General features: G+C 58.3%; 14 protein-coding genes. 3 read left to right on the top strand and 11 right to left on the bottom strand.

All coding sequences use genetic code 11. From position 1 onward, the window contains the following. Window positions 1–13: 13 nt before the first annotated feature. The 5 genes from ABJH13_RS04445 to ABJH13_RS04425 form a co-directional block, all read right to left on the bottom strand. Window positions 14–1,042 carry a putative sulfate exporter family transporter gene (locus tag ABJH13_RS04445; RefSeq protein WP_348405011.1) on the bottom strand — a complete coding sequence of 343 codons (1,029 nt, stop codon included), beginning with the start codon at window positions 1,040–1,042 and terminating at the stop codon, window positions 14–16. A gap of 55 nt (window positions 1,043–1,097) precedes the next feature. Beyond that, the gene (gene pta / locus ABJH13_RS04440; RefSeq protein ID WP_348405010.1) at window positions 1,098–2,102 is read right to left on the bottom strand and encodes a phosphate acetyltransferase; all 1,005 of its coding nucleotides are present in this window, start codon (window positions 2,100–2,102) and stop codon (window positions 1,098–1,100) included. Between the two features lie 43 nt (window positions 2,103–2,145). Next, window positions 2,146–3,924: a sulfoacetaldehyde acetyltransferase gene (gene xsc, locus ABJH13_RS04435; RefSeq protein ID WP_348405009.1), complete on the bottom strand. Its 1,779-nt coding sequence runs from the start codon at window positions 3,922–3,924 to the stop codon at window positions 2,146–2,148. Between the two features lie 69 nt (window positions 3,925–3,993). Continuing rightward, window positions 3,994–5,490: a PLP-dependent aminotransferase family protein gene (locus tag ABJH13_RS04430; protein WP_348405008.1), complete on the bottom strand. Its 1,497-nt coding sequence runs from the start codon at window positions 5,488–5,490 to the stop codon at window positions 3,994–3,996. Between the two features lie 443 nt (window positions 5,491–5,933). Further along, a complete protein-coding gene (locus tag ABJH13_RS04425) occupies window positions 5,934–7,328 on the bottom strand; it encodes an aminotransferase class III-fold pyridoxal phosphate-dependent enzyme (protein ID WP_348405007.1) in 1,395 nt (464 codons plus the stop codon). Window positions 7,329–8,025: 697 nt separating this feature from the next. Here ABJH13_RS04425 and ABJH13_RS04420 point away from each other — a divergent pair. The 3 genes from ABJH13_RS04420 to ABJH13_RS04410 all read left to right on the top strand — a co-directional run bounded on the left by ABJH13_RS04420 (window position 8,026) and on the right by ABJH13_RS04410 (window position 11,211). Beyond that, complete coding sequence (locus tag ABJH13_RS04420; RefSeq protein WP_348405006.1) at window positions 8,026–9,030, top strand: ABC transporter substrate-binding protein; 1,005 nt, start codon at window positions 8,026–8,028, stop codon at window positions 9,028–9,030. A 109-nt stretch (window positions 9,031–9,139) separates the two neighbouring features. Next, window positions 9,140–9,946 carry an ABC transporter ATP-binding protein gene (locus ABJH13_RS04415; protein WP_348405005.1) on the top strand — a complete coding sequence of 269 codons (807 nt, stop codon included), beginning with the start codon at window positions 9,140–9,142 and terminating at the stop codon, window positions 9,944–9,946. Continuing rightward, entirely contained in the window at window positions 9,943–11,211 is a 1,269-nt protein-coding gene (locus ABJH13_RS04410) for an ABC transporter permease (protein WP_348405004.1), read from the top strand. The genes ABJH13_RS04415 and ABJH13_RS04410 overlap by 4 nt, the downstream gene beginning before the upstream one ends. Before the next feature lie 65 nt (window positions 11,212–11,276). Here the strand turns inward: ABJH13_RS04410 and ABJH13_RS04405 are convergent, their stop codons facing one another. The 6 genes from ABJH13_RS04405 to ABJH13_RS04380 form a co-directional block, all read right to left on the bottom strand. Next, window positions 11,277–12,707, bottom strand: a complete 1,431-nt coding sequence (locus tag ABJH13_RS04405; RefSeq protein WP_348405003.1) for a hypothetical protein — start codon at window positions 12,705–12,707, stop codon at window positions 11,277–11,279. Beyond that, window positions 12,697–13,464, bottom strand: a complete 768-nt coding sequence (locus ABJH13_RS04400; RefSeq protein WP_348405002.1) for a methyltransferase domain-containing protein — start codon at window positions 13,462–13,464, stop codon at window positions 12,697–12,699. Before ABJH13_RS04400 ends, ABJH13_RS04405 begins: the two co-directional genes overlap by 11 nt. Further along, window positions 13,461–13,850 (bottom strand): GtrA family protein, encoded by a 390-nt coding sequence (locus tag ABJH13_RS04395; protein ID WP_348405001.1) that lies wholly within the window; start codon window positions 13,848–13,850, stop codon window positions 13,461–13,463. Before ABJH13_RS04395 ends, ABJH13_RS04400 begins: the two co-directional genes overlap by 4 nt. Next, window positions 13,847–14,797, bottom strand: coding sequence for a glycosyltransferase family 2 protein (locus ABJH13_RS04390; protein WP_348405000.1), 951 nt, complete (start codon window positions 14,795–14,797; stop codon window positions 13,847–13,849). Before ABJH13_RS04390 ends, ABJH13_RS04395 begins: the two co-directional genes overlap by 4 nt. A gap of 126 nt (window positions 14,798–14,923) precedes the next feature. Continuing rightward, a complete protein-coding gene (locus tag ABJH13_RS04385) occupies window positions 14,924–15,226 on the bottom strand; it encodes a DUF4387 family protein (protein WP_348404999.1) in 303 nt (100 codons plus the stop codon). After that, window positions 15,216–16,617 (bottom strand): acyclic terpene utilization AtuA family protein (locus ABJH13_RS04380; RefSeq protein WP_348404998.1); only part of this gene is annotated, 1,402 nt, incomplete at its 5' end. The genes ABJH13_RS04385 and ABJH13_RS04380, both read right to left, overlap by 11 nt.

The raw sequence follows: 16,617 nt of genomic DNA, 5'->3' as shown, positions 1-16,617 counted from the left end.
TGCGCCTGTTTGGTCAGGCTAGATAATAAAGTCCCGCAAGGATCAGCCCCGCGATAAAAAAGGTTTCTATTACAAGCAGCGCAATCGCCGGCCCACCGACGGCAAGCACCCGCTTGAGATTTGTTTTCATGCCGACCGCAGAGATCGCTATCAGCAACAGCCATTTGGACGCTTGGCTCATGAAATCCGCGATCACGGTGGGAATCAAGCCCAGAGAATTCAGCCCCGCCAAGGCAAGAAAGCCGATCACAAACATCGGCAACAAGGGGGGGCGTTTGCCATCATCGGGCGCGTCGGCGTAGCTGCGGATGATCAAGGCGGCGATCAATACGATCGGTGCCAGCATCGACACCCGCATGAGCTTGACCAACGTGGCCGTATCGCCCGCATATTCCGAGATCGAGAACCCCGCACCGACGACCTGTGCGACATCGTGGATGGTGGCCCCCAAAAAGATACCACCGGCTGTTTCATCCAACCCCAAACGTGTCACCAAAATGGGATAAGCGATCATCGCGACGGTTGATAAAACCGTGACGCCCAGCACCGTAAAGATCAGACGTTGTTCGGATTTGTCGTCTTTGGGCAAAATGGCACTGATGGCCATCGCGGCCGAGGCCCCGCAAATCGCCACAGACCCGGCGGTCAAAAATGCGAACCGCCACCCGTGACCGAAAAACCGCGCCACCAAAAGGCCAAACCCGATGGTCGCCAAAACACCGCTGATGACCAACAACACAACTGGCAGTCCAAGCCCCGCCATCAGGTCGAAGGAAATGCGCACCCCCAAAAAGGCGATGCCAATGCGCAGGATGCTGCGGGCGGCGAACCCTATGCCGGGGACGGTCTTGCCTTCGTCACCCAAAAACGCGACGGCGATCCCCAGCAGCAAGGCCATCAACATGGCGGGGGCTTCGTAATGTTCGGCCAGAAATTGTGCGGTCATCGCAACAAGCACCGCGACGATAACGCCGGGAAACAGTTCTTGTGTGCGTTTGGGAACGGCGCCGATGAAATCAGCGGCGGCAGTAAGGGGGCTCATGGTCGTGCGGGTCTCCGCGTTGGGCCGCCTGCGCGGCAGATGGTGATCGGGTGGGTCATCCGGTTGTATGGGCCTGCAACACGGTGACGGCGATCATATTGGTCACGTCTTGCGCAGTGCAGCCCCGACTAAGGTCGTTGGCAGGTTTGGCCAGACCTTGCAGGGCAGGGCCAATGGCCTGCGCCCCGCCGATGCGTTGGGCAATTTTGTAGCCGATATTCCCGGCATCAAGATTGGGAAATATCATCACATTGGCTTGGCCCGCAGTGGGCGACCCCGGCGCCTTGGAGCCGGCCACGTCGGGCACAAATGCCGCGTCGAATTGCAGCTCGCCATCTGCTTTGATCTCGGGGTGTTGGGCTTTTAGCAGTGCCGTGGCGGTGCTGACCTTATCTACGGCTGGGTGTTTCGCGGAGCCTCTGGTCGAAAACGACAACAACGCGACATGGGGTTCGATGCCCAGCAATTGCGCACATGATTGCGCCGATGCCGCCGCGATGGCCGCGAGGTCTTGGGGCGACGGGTCGATAACCAGCCCGCAGTCGCCAAAGATCATCGCGTCGCGCCCGGACGCGTGGTTTTCCGGCAGCGCCATCAAGAAAAAACTAGACACCAGCGGTGCGTCTTTGGCCTTGCCGATCACCTGAAGTGCTGCGCGCACGGTATCGGATGTGGTGGCGACAGCGCCCCCAAGAGTGCCATCCGCATGCCCCGTGCGCACCATGAGCGCCGCAAAGATCAGCGGGTTTTGCACCTGGGTTTCTGCGATTTCGGGCGTGACACCTTTGTGTTTGCGCAGAGCGTGAAAGGCCGCCGCAAAATCAGGGCTCAGCGGCGAAGTGGTTGGGTCTTCGATGCGGATGTTGGGGTGGTTTGGCAGGCCCGCAGCCACCAGTTGGGCGGCGACATCATCATGCGGCCCCACCAGCGTAATACGCGCGATACCCGCGGTGACAGCCGCAACAGCACCAGCCACGATCCGGGGATCGTGGCCTTCGCTGAGGACAATATGGGCAGGCCGGGCCGCCGCGCGGTCTTTGAGGGCGCGCAGCACGGTCATGGCCTGACCTTTTCGTTCATATCAGACGTGTCAGACACCCAGATCAGACAGTCTGCGGACGCATGTCGTCTTTGCTGATGCCAGCAACTTCGACGGGCTTTTTCATCGCATCACGGCGGAACGGGTCGCCGAGTTCTTGGTTGATCATCGCCTCGATCAAAGTGGTGATGCCGTTTTCCATCTGATCCTTGATCGCTTGGTTCAACGCCGCTGTTAGCTCGTCTTGGGTGCGGGCCACGACACCTTTGAGACCACAGGCATTGGCGATACCCGCGTAGGACACTTCGGTATCCAGTTCGGTGCCGACAAAATTGTCATCGAACCACAAGGTCGAATTCCGCTTTTCCGCGCCCCACTGGTAGTTCCGGAACACGATCTGCGTGATCGCGGGCCATTCGCCGCGCCCAATCGCCGTCAATTCATTGACCGCGATGCCAAACGCGCCGTCACCGGCAAAGCCCACAACGGGTACCTCTGGCTGGCCGATTTTCGCACCAACGATGGCAGGCAGGCCGTATCCACAGGGGCCAAACAGACCAGGTGCCAGGTATTTGCGGCCCTCTTCGAACGCAGGATACGCGTTGCCGATGGCACAGTTGTTGCCGATGTCGGACGAAATGATCGCCTCAACGGGCAGCGCAGATTGGATCGCACGCCATGCCATGCGCGGGCTCATCCAGTCGGGCTTGGCGTCGCGGGCGCGCACGTTCCAGTCGGTGCCGGGGTCGTCTTCCTCATGGGTCATCGAGGTTAGCTCTTGCGCCCAGGCCGATTTGGTCTGTGCGATACGGGCTTTGCGGTCGGCGCGGCCGGCGTCGCCTGCGGTGTCAGACAGTTGCGCGATGATGCCATTGGCGACCTTGGCGGCATCCCCCACAATACCCACGGTGACCTTTTTTGTCAGGCCGATGCGGTCTGGGTTGATGTCCACCTGAATGATCTTGGCGTCCGCTGGCCAATATTCGATGCCATAACCCGGCAGCGTCGAAAACGGATTCAACCGCGTGCCAAGGCACAACACCACATCGGCGTCTTTGATCAACTGCATCCCGGCCTTAGACCCGTTGTACCCCAGTGGCCCCGCAAACAACGGGTGGTTGCCGGGGAAGGCGTCGTTGTGTTGGTAACCGACACACACGGGCGCATCCAGACGTTCCGCCAACACCTTGGACGCGTCGATACCGCCCTTGGACAAAACGACGCCCGCGCCGTTCAGGATGACAGGGTTTTTCGCGCCAGACAAAATTTCAGCAGCCTTGGCCACGGATGTTTCACCACCGGGCGAGGCTTCGAATTCGATGGGCTCGGGGATCTCAAGATCCACGACTTGGGTCCAGAAATCGCGCGGGATATTGATTTGCGCCGGGCCTGACAGGCGCTTGGCCTTGGCAATCACACGGGCCAGCACCTCGGCCACGCGGGATGGGTCGCGCACCTCTTCTTGATAGGCCACCATGTCTTCGAACAGTTTCATCTGTTCTACTTCCTGAAAACCACCCTGACCGATGGTTTTGTTTGCCGCCTGAGGTGTCACCAACAACAGCGGCGTGTGGTTCCAATAGGCGGTCTTCACAGCCGTTACAAAATTGGTGATGCCGGGGCCGTTTTGCGCGATCATCATCGACATTTTGCCTGTGGCGCGGGTGTAGCCATCCGACATCATGCCGGCAGACCCTTCGTGCGCGCAGTCCCAAAATTGGATGCCAGCGTCGGGGAAAATATCGGAAATGGGCATCATCGCCGATCCGATAATACCAAAGGCATGTTCAATACCGTGCGATTGCAGTGTTTTTACAAAAGCTTCTTCGGTGGTCATCTTCATGGGTCGGGTCCTTCGATGAGATGTTATGATTCTTGTTGCGTGATACTTAGAACGTTGAGCTCGGCGCGGTTAGGGCCAGTTGTTGGCTTCGGTTAACCCCAGATGAGACATTTCGCGCATTTCGTCTGTGATTAGATCCACGCCCTTCTCGATCCGGTGCGTCGGGCAGGAAGAATACGCTAGACGATAGTAGTTTTTGGGGCGTGTCGGCCCGGAAAAGAACGCGTGCCCCGGTTCGATCAGCACGCCACGGGACTGCAGCCGCCGGGCCAGATGTTGGGTGTTGATAGTGTCGGGCGCGCGCATCCAAAAGGACGACCCGCCATAGACCCCTTGCCCTGCGATTTGCAGATTGTGGTCCGCGATCGCCTTGGCCATTACCCCGCGTCTTTCGTGCAGCGCTGCCCCCATTCGCCGGATCAACGCATCGTGGTGGCCCAACGACAGAAAATACGCGGCCGTCCGTTGGATGTGTCCGGGAGGGTGGCGCAACACGCTGGCACGCAGGGCGCGGGCCTCGCGGATAAACGGTTCTGACCCCACCAAATATCCCAGTCGCAGCCCCGGAAACAACGACTTTGAAAAGCTGCCCACATAGATCACACGCCCATCCGCATCTAGACTTTTGAGCGCAGGAGAGGGGTTTTTTAAGAAGGACATCTCAAATTCATAGTCGTCTTCGACGATCAATGCGTCCATCTGCGCGGCACGTTCCAGCAGGTCGTGGCGGCGATGCATGGGCATCGTGGCTGTTGTTGGGCATTGGTGGCTCGGCGTGGTGAAAATGACATCTGTATCGGGCGGGATCGCATCGGGCGGCATGCCGTCTGCGTCTACGCGCACTGGGGTCACATGACAGCGAGATTGTCGCAATATGTCTCTAAGCGCATGATAACACGGATCTTCGAGCGCTGCGCGCCTGCGTTGCGTTAGCAACACTTGCGTCGTCAGCCACAGCGCATTCTGCGCGCCCAATGTGATAAGGATCTGTTCGGGGCGGGCCGAAATGCCACGGCGCGGCAGGGTGTGGCGGGCGATAAATTCGATCAGCTGCGGGTCGTCTTGGTCGTAGTAATCGGTGGTCAGCGCGGTGAAGTCTTTTTGCCCCAGCGCCTTAAGCGCGCAAAGCCGCCAGTTGGCGTGATCAAACAGGGCGGGGTCTGCTTGTCCGTAAATAAAGGGGTGGCGGTAGCTGCTCCAATCCGGGGGCTTGCGCACAGTATCGCCACCGGTGAATTTTTGACCGATGGCGCGGGTCCAATCAACGGCGTCGGGGCCCATCTCGCTGGGTGTAAAGGCCGGAGGCACCGGTGCGTTTTCAGAAACGAAATACCCCGAGCGCCCACGCGAGGTCAGGTAGTCATTCGCCAGCAATTCGGTGTAGGCAATCGTCACGGTGATCCTGCTAACGCCGAGATGGGCGGCGAGCTTGCGCGTTGAGGGCAGTTTTTCGCCCCGTTGAAACCGCCCCGACAGGATGCCTTGGGCAATCATCTGCTGTATCTGCGATTGCAGCGTCCCCTGAGCATCAGGATGCAGAAAGAAAGTCTCGACCGGCAATGCCATGCAGTGAGCCTAAACTGGATATAGACCGATGGCAATCTGGCATTAGGTTTCCGCAAATTTGCGAAATCCATTCGTCCAATCTACGCAGTCCGTTACGGTTTTTTGGCGATTAATGGAACTGGCAGTATCATTAGCTATTGGCTTTGACAAGCAAGCCACGCGGTACTGGCCGCGCTATCGCTGAAAACACCTGTGCCGATCTGTGCGCAGCACGGGCTGGTTTGCACCTCGCTTGGGGGCGTGGGCGCCGCGATATGCGCACCATCGCAGAAAGAAACCTGTAACGAAAGGCCGTGTGGGGGGCTGAAGGTATGCGCACCGCGCGTGATGGGGTGTTGTGCGCACTAAATATGCATCACTGCCCCTGTGTCCTGACACCTGCGGGCTGACCCGCCCAACGGGCCCTCAGATACTATGAGGGCCCGCCTGAATTTATGGGTAACTTAGCCAAATACGCGGGTGAGCGCGCCGTCAACAGCGCTCAAAATTTGGTCGATGTCGTCTTTGGTCGCGATCAGCGCAGGCGAGAAGCACAGAGTGTTGTTTTTCCCCGCCAACGACCGGTTGGTCGCGCCGATGATCACCGCCTGTTTCATGCAATCGGCGACAACCGCCTGCACCATTTTTTCGGCGGCAGGGTCGCGGGTCATACGATCCGAGACAAGTTCGGCGCCCAAGAACAGGCCTTTGCCGCGCACATCCCCGATCACGCTGTGACGATCCTGCAGCGCGTGCAGTTGGTCCAGCATATACGCGCCCATGGCGTTGGTATTTTCCAGCAGGTTTTCGTCTTCGATGATCCGCATGTTTTCCAGCGCGGCGGCCGGCCCCGCGGTGCACCCGCCAAACGTCGAGATATCGCGGAAGTAGTTCAGGGTGTCTGACGTGTCGTCCATAAACATGTCGAACACTTCGTTTGTGGTGGCCAAGCACGAGATCGCCGCATAGCCGGACGCCACACCTTTGGCCATGCTGACCATGTCGGGCTGGATGCCGTAGTGTTGATATCCAAACCATTCGCCAGTACGGCCCACCCCACATACGACCTCGTCGATGTGCAGCAAAATGTCGTATTTTTTGCAGATCTCTGCGACACGCGGCCAGTACCCTTCGGGCGGCACAATCACACCACCGCCTGCCGTCACCGGTTCAAGGCACAGCGCCCCGACAGTATCCGGGCCTTCGCGCAGGATGATTTCTTCGATCTGGTTAGCGGCCCATTCGCCGTAGTTTTGCTCAGGCGCGCCGTCTTGTTCATGTTTGCGATATTCTAGGCAGTGCGGCACGGGGATGAAGCCCGGCGTAAAGGGCCCGTATTGCGCGTTGCGTTCGTCTTGGCCACCAGCCGACAGGCAGGCGATGGTCGTGCCGTGGTAGTCGCGATCCCGGTACAGGATCTTGTGCTTTTTGCCGCCATAGCGTTTGTGCGCGATCTGACGGACCATCTTGAAGGCCTTCTCGTTCGCCTCTGACCCGGAGTTGGCATAATAAATGCGGTCCAAACCGGGCATCTTCGACAGCAGTTTTTCTGCGAAAAGCGCGCCGGGGATTGAGCCGACCGTACCGCCAAAGAAGTTCATCTTAACAATAGCGTCGCGCACTGCGTCGCCCATGGTTTCGCGGCCATAGCCAACATTGACCGTCCAGACACCGCCCGACACCGCATCGATATGTTCGGTGCCATGCTGGTCCCAGACACGCATGCCTTTGCCCTCGATGATGATCTTGGGGTCTGCGCCGTTAAAAAGGGGTTTGTGCTGGGTCAGGTGATGCCAGATGTGCGCGCGGTCCGCTTCGATGACGCGGTTCAGGTCGTTGTCGTTGAAATTGCCGTCCATAGGTCTGGCCTTTCTGTTGGCGTAGAATCAGATGCAACCGGACGCAAAGCGTGCCGTGTTTTGGTGACATGACTGAATTTTGGGCACTGAAAGTAGGGCCAGTTTTGACACAAAGATAATGCCAATCTGTTTACCTTTTCAGGCGACATCTGCCGAAGCGCCATGAAACTATGGATATTCCCAGATTCTTCCGCGGTGAATCGTTAAAATCATGGGTAATTTCATGTGCCATATAAGTGAGCATTCATGCGGGTTTTTGTGAGGCCAGGTATTGGGTGCAATATTCGGTAGATGTTGGTTTTTTGACGGATTCCCCTAGCTTAGAGGCGAAGGGGCGCAAAAATCACGTGTTTGGCGGTTATTTGGACTTATCGGGCTGCGCTAACTGGACCTTTGATTTTCGGAAAAGGGCATCTCTATGGTCGAGGGACAGAGCGCATGGGGCGTTTCTGAATGTAGCGACCTGCGATTGGATTTATGAGCTTTTTGTCATCGGGAAATGATACCTCAAACCTGTGGTGTAATTTCGTGCAGTTTCACCGGGATGGCGATTTTGTATCAATAATGCACTTGCAGGCGTGTCAAAACTGACATTGGGTATTGAGGTGCACCGCGATTAAAAAACAGCGATAAGCTGTTGCGCACCAAAAGAAGGCTGGCCTGAAACAGGTCAGCGTATGATCAACGGGAGAATATTATGATCAAGACAACAACATGTGCTTTTGTAGCAGCCGCCGTGATGGCGATGGGTGCACAGAGCGTATCTGCCGATGGCCACGGCGAAATCACCGTGGGCTATTTTTTGGAATGGCCAATGCCATTTCTCGCGGCCAAAGCATCGGGCGCCTATGATGACGCGCTTGGCATGAAGGTCAACTGGGTGTCGTTTGAAACCGGGACAGCGATGTCGGCGGCCATGGCCAGCGGCGACGTGCAGATTTCTGTCAGCCAAGGCGTGCCACCCTTCGTGGTCGCGACGTCCGGCGGGCAGGACATTCAGGTGTTGGATGTGGCTGTTTCGTATTCTGACAATGACAACTGCGTGGTCCATGGCGATCTGGAAATCGATAAAGAGACTGCAGGCGAATTGGCGGGCAAAAAAGTGGCCGTGCCACTGGGAACCGCCGCGCATTACGGATTTTTGCGCCAAATGGACCACTTCGGCGTTGATCTGAGCACCCTGCAGGTTGTCGACATGGCGCCACCAGAAGGTGCCGCAGCATTGAGCCAAGGCGCGGTTGATTTCGCCTGTGGTTGGGGCGGTGGTCTGTCGCGGATGAAAGAATACGGCAACATCCTTTTGACCGGCGCGGAAAAGCAAGAGCTGGGCATTTTGGTGTTTGACGTCACATCTGCCCCTGCGTCCTATATTGCAGAACATGGCGACACGGTTGCCAAATTCGCGGCCGTGACCGCAGCTGCAAACGCGGAATGGAAAGCCAACGAAAGCGAAGAAATGCTGGCCGTGATCGCAGAGCAGTCGGGCATGGATATCGAAGCCGCGCGCGGGTCGATTTCGACCTTCGAATTCCCGTCGGTGGAAGAGCAGCTTTCTGATGCATGGCTGGGTGGCAATGCGGCGTCCTTCATGAAAGGCGTGGCGGATGTGTTCGTCGAAGCGGGCTCGATTGACGGCGCGCTCGACAGCTACGAAGACGCCGTAAATATCGGCCCGCTCGAAACCGCAGCAGGCGGTTCCTGACGGTAACAAACGGCGCGGGGATCCCTCGCGCCGTTTTACGTTTTAGGACACGAGGCGGGGCCAACCCTGCCCATCCACCCGCAATATGCGGACAACAGGTGGGGATTTTATGACCGGATTATCCATACATGGTTTATCGATGCGCTTTGAACTGCCCAATGGGGACCATGTTCAGGCGTTGCAGGACGTGTCGCTTGACCTCAAAGCGGGCGAGTTACTGAGCGTTTTGGGCCCGTCAGGATGCGGCAAAACCACGTTGCTGAACATTGTTGCAGGTTTTTTGGCGCCCACCGCAGGCGAGCTGGTGTTGAATGGAAACAAGGTCACCGGGCCTGATGCCGAACGCGGCATGGTGTTCCAACAGGGCGCGTTGTTTGAATGGATGTCAGTGCGCGAAAACGTAGGCTTTGGCCCGTCGATGAAGGGCATGCCCAAGGCCGAAAAAGACGAGATCGTGAACCACCTTTTGGACGTGGTCGGCCTACAGGATTTCAAAGAAAAAGCCGTGTACGAATTGTCCGGCGGGATGCAGCAACGCGTGGCTCTGGCCCGGTGTTTGGCCAACGATCCGGATGTCATCTTGATGGACGAACCCTTGGGCGCGTTGGACGCATTGACCCGCGAAAAGATGCAATCTCTGGTGCTCAAGCTATGGAAAGAGACCGGCAAGACGATCATCCTGATCACGCATTCGGTCGAAGAGGCATTGTTGCTGGGCGAACGCCTGATCGTCATGGCGCCGCGTCCCGGTCGCATTCACACAGAATACCGTTTGCCGTTTGCAGATCTGGGCGTCGATGCCGATTTGCGCGAGGTCAAGAAACACCCCGATTTCGGGCCAAAACGCGAAGAGATCCTGAATATGATCTGGGATATGGAAGAAGAAATTATGGGCGGTAAGGAGGACGCGGCATGATCCCCTTATTGATCTATGTGGGCATCTTTATTGCGGCCTTTTTCATTGTCACCAAAGTGGTGCAACGCGCGGGATCTTCTGATTATACCTCGCTTAAAACCGTGACCTTTGGCGATGAAAGCGCTGTGCGGCCCAACCGGGCAGCGGGGGTGATTTCGATCCTCACGATTTTCCTGATGTGGGGGATCTTCACGGGCTCCGCGTTATTGCCGGGGTTTTTGCACGCGCCGGGGCCGTTTGAGGGCACCACGACCTTTACATATACCGCGCAGGCTGACGGCCAAGACGCCGACGACGCGACGGTCACCGTGGTGGTGCACCCCCGCGACACAGACACCGACGCCCCGCAGGTCGATCCGGGCGACGGGTTTGCCAAAAACGACAGCGCGGCGATTGCGCAATGGCGCACCGGGTTGATCCGGGTGGATCGCAACGATGAACTGGGGCGCGATGACGGTGTGAAAGTGGTGGCGATCAACGGTCAAAGCATTGCACCGGGTGACCGGGTCAAGGTCGATGGCGGGTCGGTCACGCTCAGTGATCGCGGCACGCCAAATTTTGCGCCGACGCGTGGCTGGCAAATGGAACCGCTGTACCTGCCTGCCCCCGAAGCCGTCTGGTCCCGCAGCCTTGAGATCGTCGATTCAGGGTTCCGTAATTTCACCCTGATCGAGCATTTGGGATACTCGTTGTTCCGCGTTGTTCTGGGCTTTTTGCTTGGTGCTGCGGTGGGTATTCCGTTGGGCTATGCCATGGGGCTCAGCGATTGGTTCCGTGGATGGTTTGACCCGATTGTTGAATTTATGCGACCGGTGCCGCCGCTTGCGTTGATCCCGCTGGTGATCATTTGGGCGGGTATCGGCGAGGCGGGCAAGATTATCCTGCTGTTTCTGGCGGCGCTGTGGATCATGGCGATTGCCGCGCGGTCTGGTGTGTCCGGGGTGAAAATATCCAAGGTACACGCGGCCTATTCACTAGGGGCGAGCAAGTGGCAAATCATGCGTCATGTGATCGTGCCGAATTCGCTGCCCGAAATCTTTACCGGTGCACGGGTTGCTATGGGGGTGTGCTGGGGCACTGTGGTTGCCGCCGAACTGGTCGCGGCAGAACAAGGCGCGGGTATGATGATCATGACTGCGTCCAAATTCCAGAACACCGATATCGTGATTATGGGGATCATCCTGATCGGCGTGATTGGCTTTGGCATCGATATGTTGATGCGATGGGCCGAGCGGATTTTGGTGCCGTGGAAGGGCAAAGGATAACCCGTTGACCGCCTTGAAGATGTAGCTTTGACAAACACTCCTATCAGGGGCGTTTGTTTGCGTTTCTAAGGGTTGGGGGCGTCTGTATCAGGGATGACCAGCCAAGTTTTCCCTGCCGTTTGGGTGATGTGCCAGTCGGTACGGGGGGATGGCCCCGGCGCTCCGTTGCAATCAGCGTTGTGTTCTTGGCACAATACGACGTCGCGGCCTGCCAACTGAAACAGCCGGAAATATAGCGCCCAATCTGACTGTATTCCCGCGCTTTGCCCGACGGTGTTGCGCGTGGCGCTGCCTTGGACATGCACAGGCCCCGGAAGCGTCGCTAGGTGTGCGGCGGTCTTGTGTGTCTGGGCTTGCCATTCATGAAACTGAGCATAACGGACATGGTTGATCCCTGCATAGATCACGACGAGCGTGATCGTGACCATGAGGCCAAGATAGCGGATTGGACCGTCCCGGCGCATCAATATTTGAGCACCACGCATCATGATCAGCGCGTAAAATACCCAGATGAACAATAGCGCGCGCGTCGGCACTAAAACACCTAGTTTGGCAGCTTGCAGGATGGTCAGCGCGACGCCAACCAGCAGCCCGGCGCCAAGATAGGCCAGTTCCAGCCGCGCGTGCCGGGCCAGTAGGGTTATGGCCCCGGTAAAGCACACCAGATGGGTGACCATCAGGCTATGGGACCCAACGCTGATTTTGGTGGCAAAGTCGACAAAAGTCGCCCGCACGGCGCTGAGGTTGTGCAACAGGCCACCTAGATCATGGGCGGGCGACGCATTGCGCCAGTCGGCCAGAGGTATGCCAAAGACGCCGTGCACGTGCCAGTTTAACGTGTACGTCGCGAGAATAGCCGCCGCGAAACTGATGGTAAAAACGCAAAGTAGCCCTGCAAGATCACGCAGCGACCGGGTGCCGGTACGCGCCAGACACAGGGCCAACAACAGGATGGGGTAGGTCGTGTAGGCCATGAAGGTGGGCAGAATGAACACGGGCAGCAGCCATCGTGCTGTGCGTTGGGATACGTGGTGGACGACCAACGCATAGACCGCGACGAGGGCTAAGCCCGGCAATAACGTGTTGAACCACAATGATATTAGTGCGGCGGGCGGGGCCACGACGATCAGGGCGGCCATGGGCGCCGCGATGAGCGGATGCCGCCCTGGGGGTGCCGCTGCGATGGCCAGCACGCTGGCGAAAATGACCCAGCAAATTTGATACACGGCGTGGTTCACCCATGCCGGGGTGAGCACCTTGCGCAGATGCCAGAGGTAGTTGAGCCAGCGTCCTTCGTGGAGGGTCTTGGACCAGAAATCCTCCGCCCGGCCCAACAGCGCGGGATAGTCATCATGGCGGATCATTGGATCTATGAGGTTTGGCAGGCACATCGCGGTGGCCACAGCCAAAGCGACCCAAAACGCAGGATGGAGGCGCCACTGACGCCCGTAGGAAAATGAGGATCGGCCGGTGATCTCCAAAGGGTCAAGCCGCATCCGGGCCGGGACGGTCGCGAAAGCGGGTGGCCAATGCGGTGGCTCGTATTTGCGCGATGCGGGTCACGGTTGCGCGGGGCAGGTGGGACACGACAGCACAACGTAGACGCCACAACACATCGCCGCCGTTTGGCACCTGATGCCCCGGGGGGACATTTCGGCGTAGAACGTCTGCGGACACTCCCGCGCGCCCGGCGTCATTGAGGTAAAGGAGTGTGTTATAGCGATACCACGGCGCAACGTCTCGTCTGTGGCGCAATTGGGGGCGTAGGTAATCGTAGGCGCTGTAGCCGCGGTCTTTGAAGAGGGCCTGCCAATAAGAAAGGGGGCGTTCGTTGATATGGTGTTCACCGCCTTGGCCCACGACGGCTGCGGAAAACAAGACCCGATCAGAGGCGCGCGTGAGGCTATCAACCAAGGTTGCGGCGGCTGTAGCGGGCAGATGTTCGCCAACCTCAAGGCTTTGTGCGAGATCAAAGCGGCGCCTGGTCTCTAGCGGCATCGTCAGATCGGACGGTACAAAGGCGGTGGGCGCTATGGCGAGCGTGCTTGGGTCGACATAATCGCCATCGACACCAAGGATGGTATCCGCGCCCGCGCGCTGCCAAGCATCCAGCCAAATGCCACGCCCGCACCCCATGTCGACCACACTGGCAGGCCGCAGAAGCGGAAACAGCAGCGCGGTGAGCACCTGTGCGGAACGGCGGGCGCTGTGATCTATGTAGTTAAAAAATGAATCGTTGTAGATGTGGGTCACGATAGCGGGCCTTTTGAAAATGATCTGGTGAAAACCCACAAGGTCATGAACATATAGTTTTGGATCGGTAGTATTATGGCGGCGATGCCCACTGCGGCCCAATCGGGTATGCCAAGGCGGGGGCCCAGCCAACCGGTGATGATAGCAGAGGTCACAAACCCAAAGCTGACGGTGATCCCGAAACGGGCCATTTGCCGGGTATCGCGCAGGGGCGTGCGAAATGTCAGGGTGGCGTGGCCGGTATATTGTGCGCAGACAGCCAGCCCAAAGGCCAAAGCATTGGCGGGCCCGCGCGTTATGCCAAGCGACAGAAAACCCACGTATAGCCCGGAATACAGTATGGCCGTGCAGACCCCGATGACTGCAAACCGCAACAGACGGGTCACGCTGATTCGCGCAATTTGGCGGGCGGGGTCTCGCGCAGTTCGTCTTGGACAAAATACAGCGGGCGGTTCTTGGCCTCCATATACAGTCTACCGATGTATTCGCCCAAAATGCCCAAGGTCAAAAGTTGCACCCCGGAAAAGAAGCTCACCGCGAGTACCACCGACGCCCACCCCGGCACCGTCTGAAACAAGATCAACGACCGCACGACATACGCGGCCATCAAACCCGCAACGCCCAAGCTTGCAAATGACAGGCGCGTCGCCAATCGCAGCGGTTTGGTGGAAAACGATGTCATGGCGTCCATGGCAAATCGCAACATTTTGCGCAGGGGGTATTTGGTTTCGCCGTTGGTGCGGGGGGCACGGGTGTATTCGATCCCGATTTGGCGGAAGCCGACCCACGCAAACATACCCCGAATGAACCGTGCGCGTTCCGGCATCGCCAGAACTGCATCAAGCGTCGTGCGGTTCACCAGACGAAAATCACCCGTGTTGTGGGGGATATCGACATCAGACAGGGCGTTGAGCAGGCGGTAAAATATTGCCGCTGTCGCGCGTTTGAACAAGGTTTCGCCCTGACGTTCGATGCGGCGGCCGTAGACGACATCGTACCCCTGATCCATCATATGCATCATGTCGGCCAGCAGCTCTGGCGGGTCTTGCAGGTCAGCGTCCAGCATCAGAATGCGCGCGCCTTGAGCGGCATGCAGGCCAGCGGTCAATGCGATCTGATGACCGCGATTGGTGGACAGCCGCACCCCAACGACGATTTTGTGAAACAGGCGCACGTCCTCGATGGCTTCCCAGGTTCCATCGGTGGATCCGTCATCGACCAGGATGATTTCTGCCTTGTGGGCCCAGGGGGCGATCACAGCGCACAGGCGGTCGACCAAGGGTGCAATCGCGCCTTCTTCGTTCATGCATGGAACAACGATGGATAAATGCATGCTGCAGCCCCGTGTCTTGCTATCCCGGTGATGGTCGGGGGGGCAGAGCGGCCGAACCATGGCGACGTCCACCCAAACCGGGAAACAGTGAGCCGGTAAATTACCACATAAATGGTGAAAAAACTGTTATATTGGGATTTCACCAACAAGTGCAGCCCACGAGGCCCCATGCATATCGCGGTCATTTTTGGCGCCTTGCACAGTTGGCCGTGGCAGCGAGAATTTCACGACGTTCAGCTCAGCGATATCGAACCGCTTGATGGTGCACGCCTCGACATCAAACGCGGTGGCGATCCGGGCGGTGTGCAGGCCACGGACCACGCGGGCATATGCTTGGGGCGTGCCGCAGAAGATATCGACCGTTAGCCAGAACGGGCCCGCATTTTTGCAGCGGACCTTGGTGACGAGGGTGCGCAATTCAACCGACATCGATCACCTCGAGCTGGAACGCCTGCATCGGATCATCAAGATGCAGCACGTGGTTCAGCGTGAATTCGTAGATCGTGCCGTGGTGCATTTCGGGCGGCGAAAACAGAAAGGCAAAGGTGGGTTGCTCTTCTTCTTGGGTCAAAGGATGGTGCAACAAATAGGGGTTCAGCAGCTTGCCGATTTCGGCGGCTTGATCTTGGGTCGGGGCGGTGATGATCCCAATCACCCCAATCTCTACGGGCTGTGCTGTTTTCGTCTCAAGCGCGCCAAAACTGGCGGAGTGCCCGATCAACCGAAGTTCGAGCGTGAAGTCCTGTGCCGCCAGCCCCAAACGGTCGATGATTTTGGCCGTGCATTTCGCGACGATATCTTGGGCCCATGCATCGGCCTGTGCGACGTAACGCGGATCACGGAGCAACGCCATCACGACCGTCCGCGCACCAACCGGGCGCGCGCCTTCGAGCTTGACGGTATAGCTGTCTGACGGGACCCATGTTGACCCTTCGACCCGTACGGATGTGTCATCGAGCGCTGTGTAGGTTGCACCTGTTACGTCAAGATGCCCGCCGGGTTCATACAGGATAAAGGGGTCGGAGTTTTCATAGAGCATATGCGCCGAAACGGTGTGCGGTGTGGCGTGCGCCCCATCTGCGAGCGGCGCGACGGTAAACCCCGATGTGTCGAAATCGATCATGACGACCCCGGATTGCGGGTTGGTCGCACAGAGCGCCCCGCATTCACCTATTTTGGCGCCGTGCCATGCGGCCCCTGCGTGGCATCCGTGCATCAAAGGCAGGGCGGCGATGATGGCGGTGTCGGTGGCGCGCCCGGCGATGACGATATCTGCCCCAGTTTCAAGCGCCGCTGCGATGTGTTCGGCGCCGGCCAGCGCGACAATATTCGAACATGTGCGGATATCATTTGATGTGATGCCCGGTGCGCCTGCCAAGGGGGTGACCTGTCCGGCATCATATTGGTCGGCGATGTCGACCGGGGTTTGAGAGCTGCGCAAAAGCGCGACCTTGACGAGTATACCTTGTTCGATTGCGATTTCACGGGTGATTTCGAACATCCAATCGACGGCGGTATCGGTGCCGCAGGTTCCGGCGGTTCCGATTACCAGTGGGACGTTTGCTTGGGTACGTGCGGCCATGAGCCTCGCCCATTCGAGCTTGGTCGAGGCGCGTGCGTATTTGGAAACGCCGCGCCCTAGATAAGAGGGCCCGCTGTCCGTTGAGCCACCGTCTATTGCGATGATATCTGGGCGCGCCGCGATCCCGCGCTGTAATGCGATGGGGTCGTAATTTAACCCCAGGGCACCAGATGGAATAAGAACTTTTACCATCAGGCGGTTGTGTTTGTGTGGGGCGCCGGGGGGGGGTGGGGGGGGG

The sequence above is a fragment of the Roseobacter sp. genome, from assembly GCF_039970775.1.
Taxonomy (GTDB): Bacteria; Pseudomonadota; Alphaproteobacteria; order Rhodobacterales; family Rhodobacteraceae; genus Roseobacter.
This window is presented reverse-complemented; position numbering and strand designations above follow the sequence as displayed.

Bases quoted from the DNA above. Each gene is read 5' to 3' on its own strand.
- xsc (WP_348405009.1), bottom strand. From the start codon at position 3,924: ATGAAGATGACCACCGAAGAAGCTTTTGTAAAAACACTGCAATCGCAC.
- ABJH13_RS04415 (WP_348405005.1), top strand. From the start codon at position 9,140: ATGACCGGATTATCCATACATGGTTTATCGATGCGCTTTGAACTGCCC.
- ABJH13_RS04420 (WP_348405006.1), top strand. From the start codon at position 8,026: ATGATCAAGACAACAACATGTGCTTTTGTAGCAGCCGCCGTGATGGCG.
- pta (WP_348405010.1), bottom strand. From the start codon at position 2,102: ATGACCGTGCTGCGCGCCCTCAAAGACCGCGCGGCGGCCCGGCCTGCC.
- ABJH13_RS04430 (WP_348405008.1), bottom strand. From the start codon at position 5,490: ATGGCATTGCCGGTCGAGACTTTCTTTCTGCATCCTGATGCTCAGGGG.
- ABJH13_RS04410 (WP_348405004.1), top strand. From the start codon at position 9,943: ATGATCCCCTTATTGATCTATGTGGGCATCTTTATTGCGGCCTTTTTC.
- ABJH13_RS04445 (WP_348405011.1), bottom strand. From the start codon at position 1,042: ATGAGCCCCCTTACTGCCGCCGCTGATTTCATCGGCGCCGTTCCCAAA.
- ABJH13_RS04425 (WP_348405007.1), bottom strand. From the start codon at position 7,328: ATGGACGGCAATTTCAACGACAACGACCTGAACCGCGTCATCGAAGCG.
- ABJH13_RS04390 (WP_348405000.1), bottom strand. From the start codon at position 14,797: ATGCATTTATCCATCGTTGTTCCATGCATGAACGAAGAAGGCGCGATT.
- ABJH13_RS04385 (WP_348404999.1), bottom strand. From the start codon at position 15,226: ATGTCGGTTGAATTGCGCACCCTCGTCACCAAGGTCCGCTGCAAAAAT.
- ABJH13_RS04405 (WP_348405003.1), bottom strand. From the start codon at position 12,707: ATGCGGCTTGACCCTTTGGAGATCACCGGCCGATCCTCATTTTCCTAC.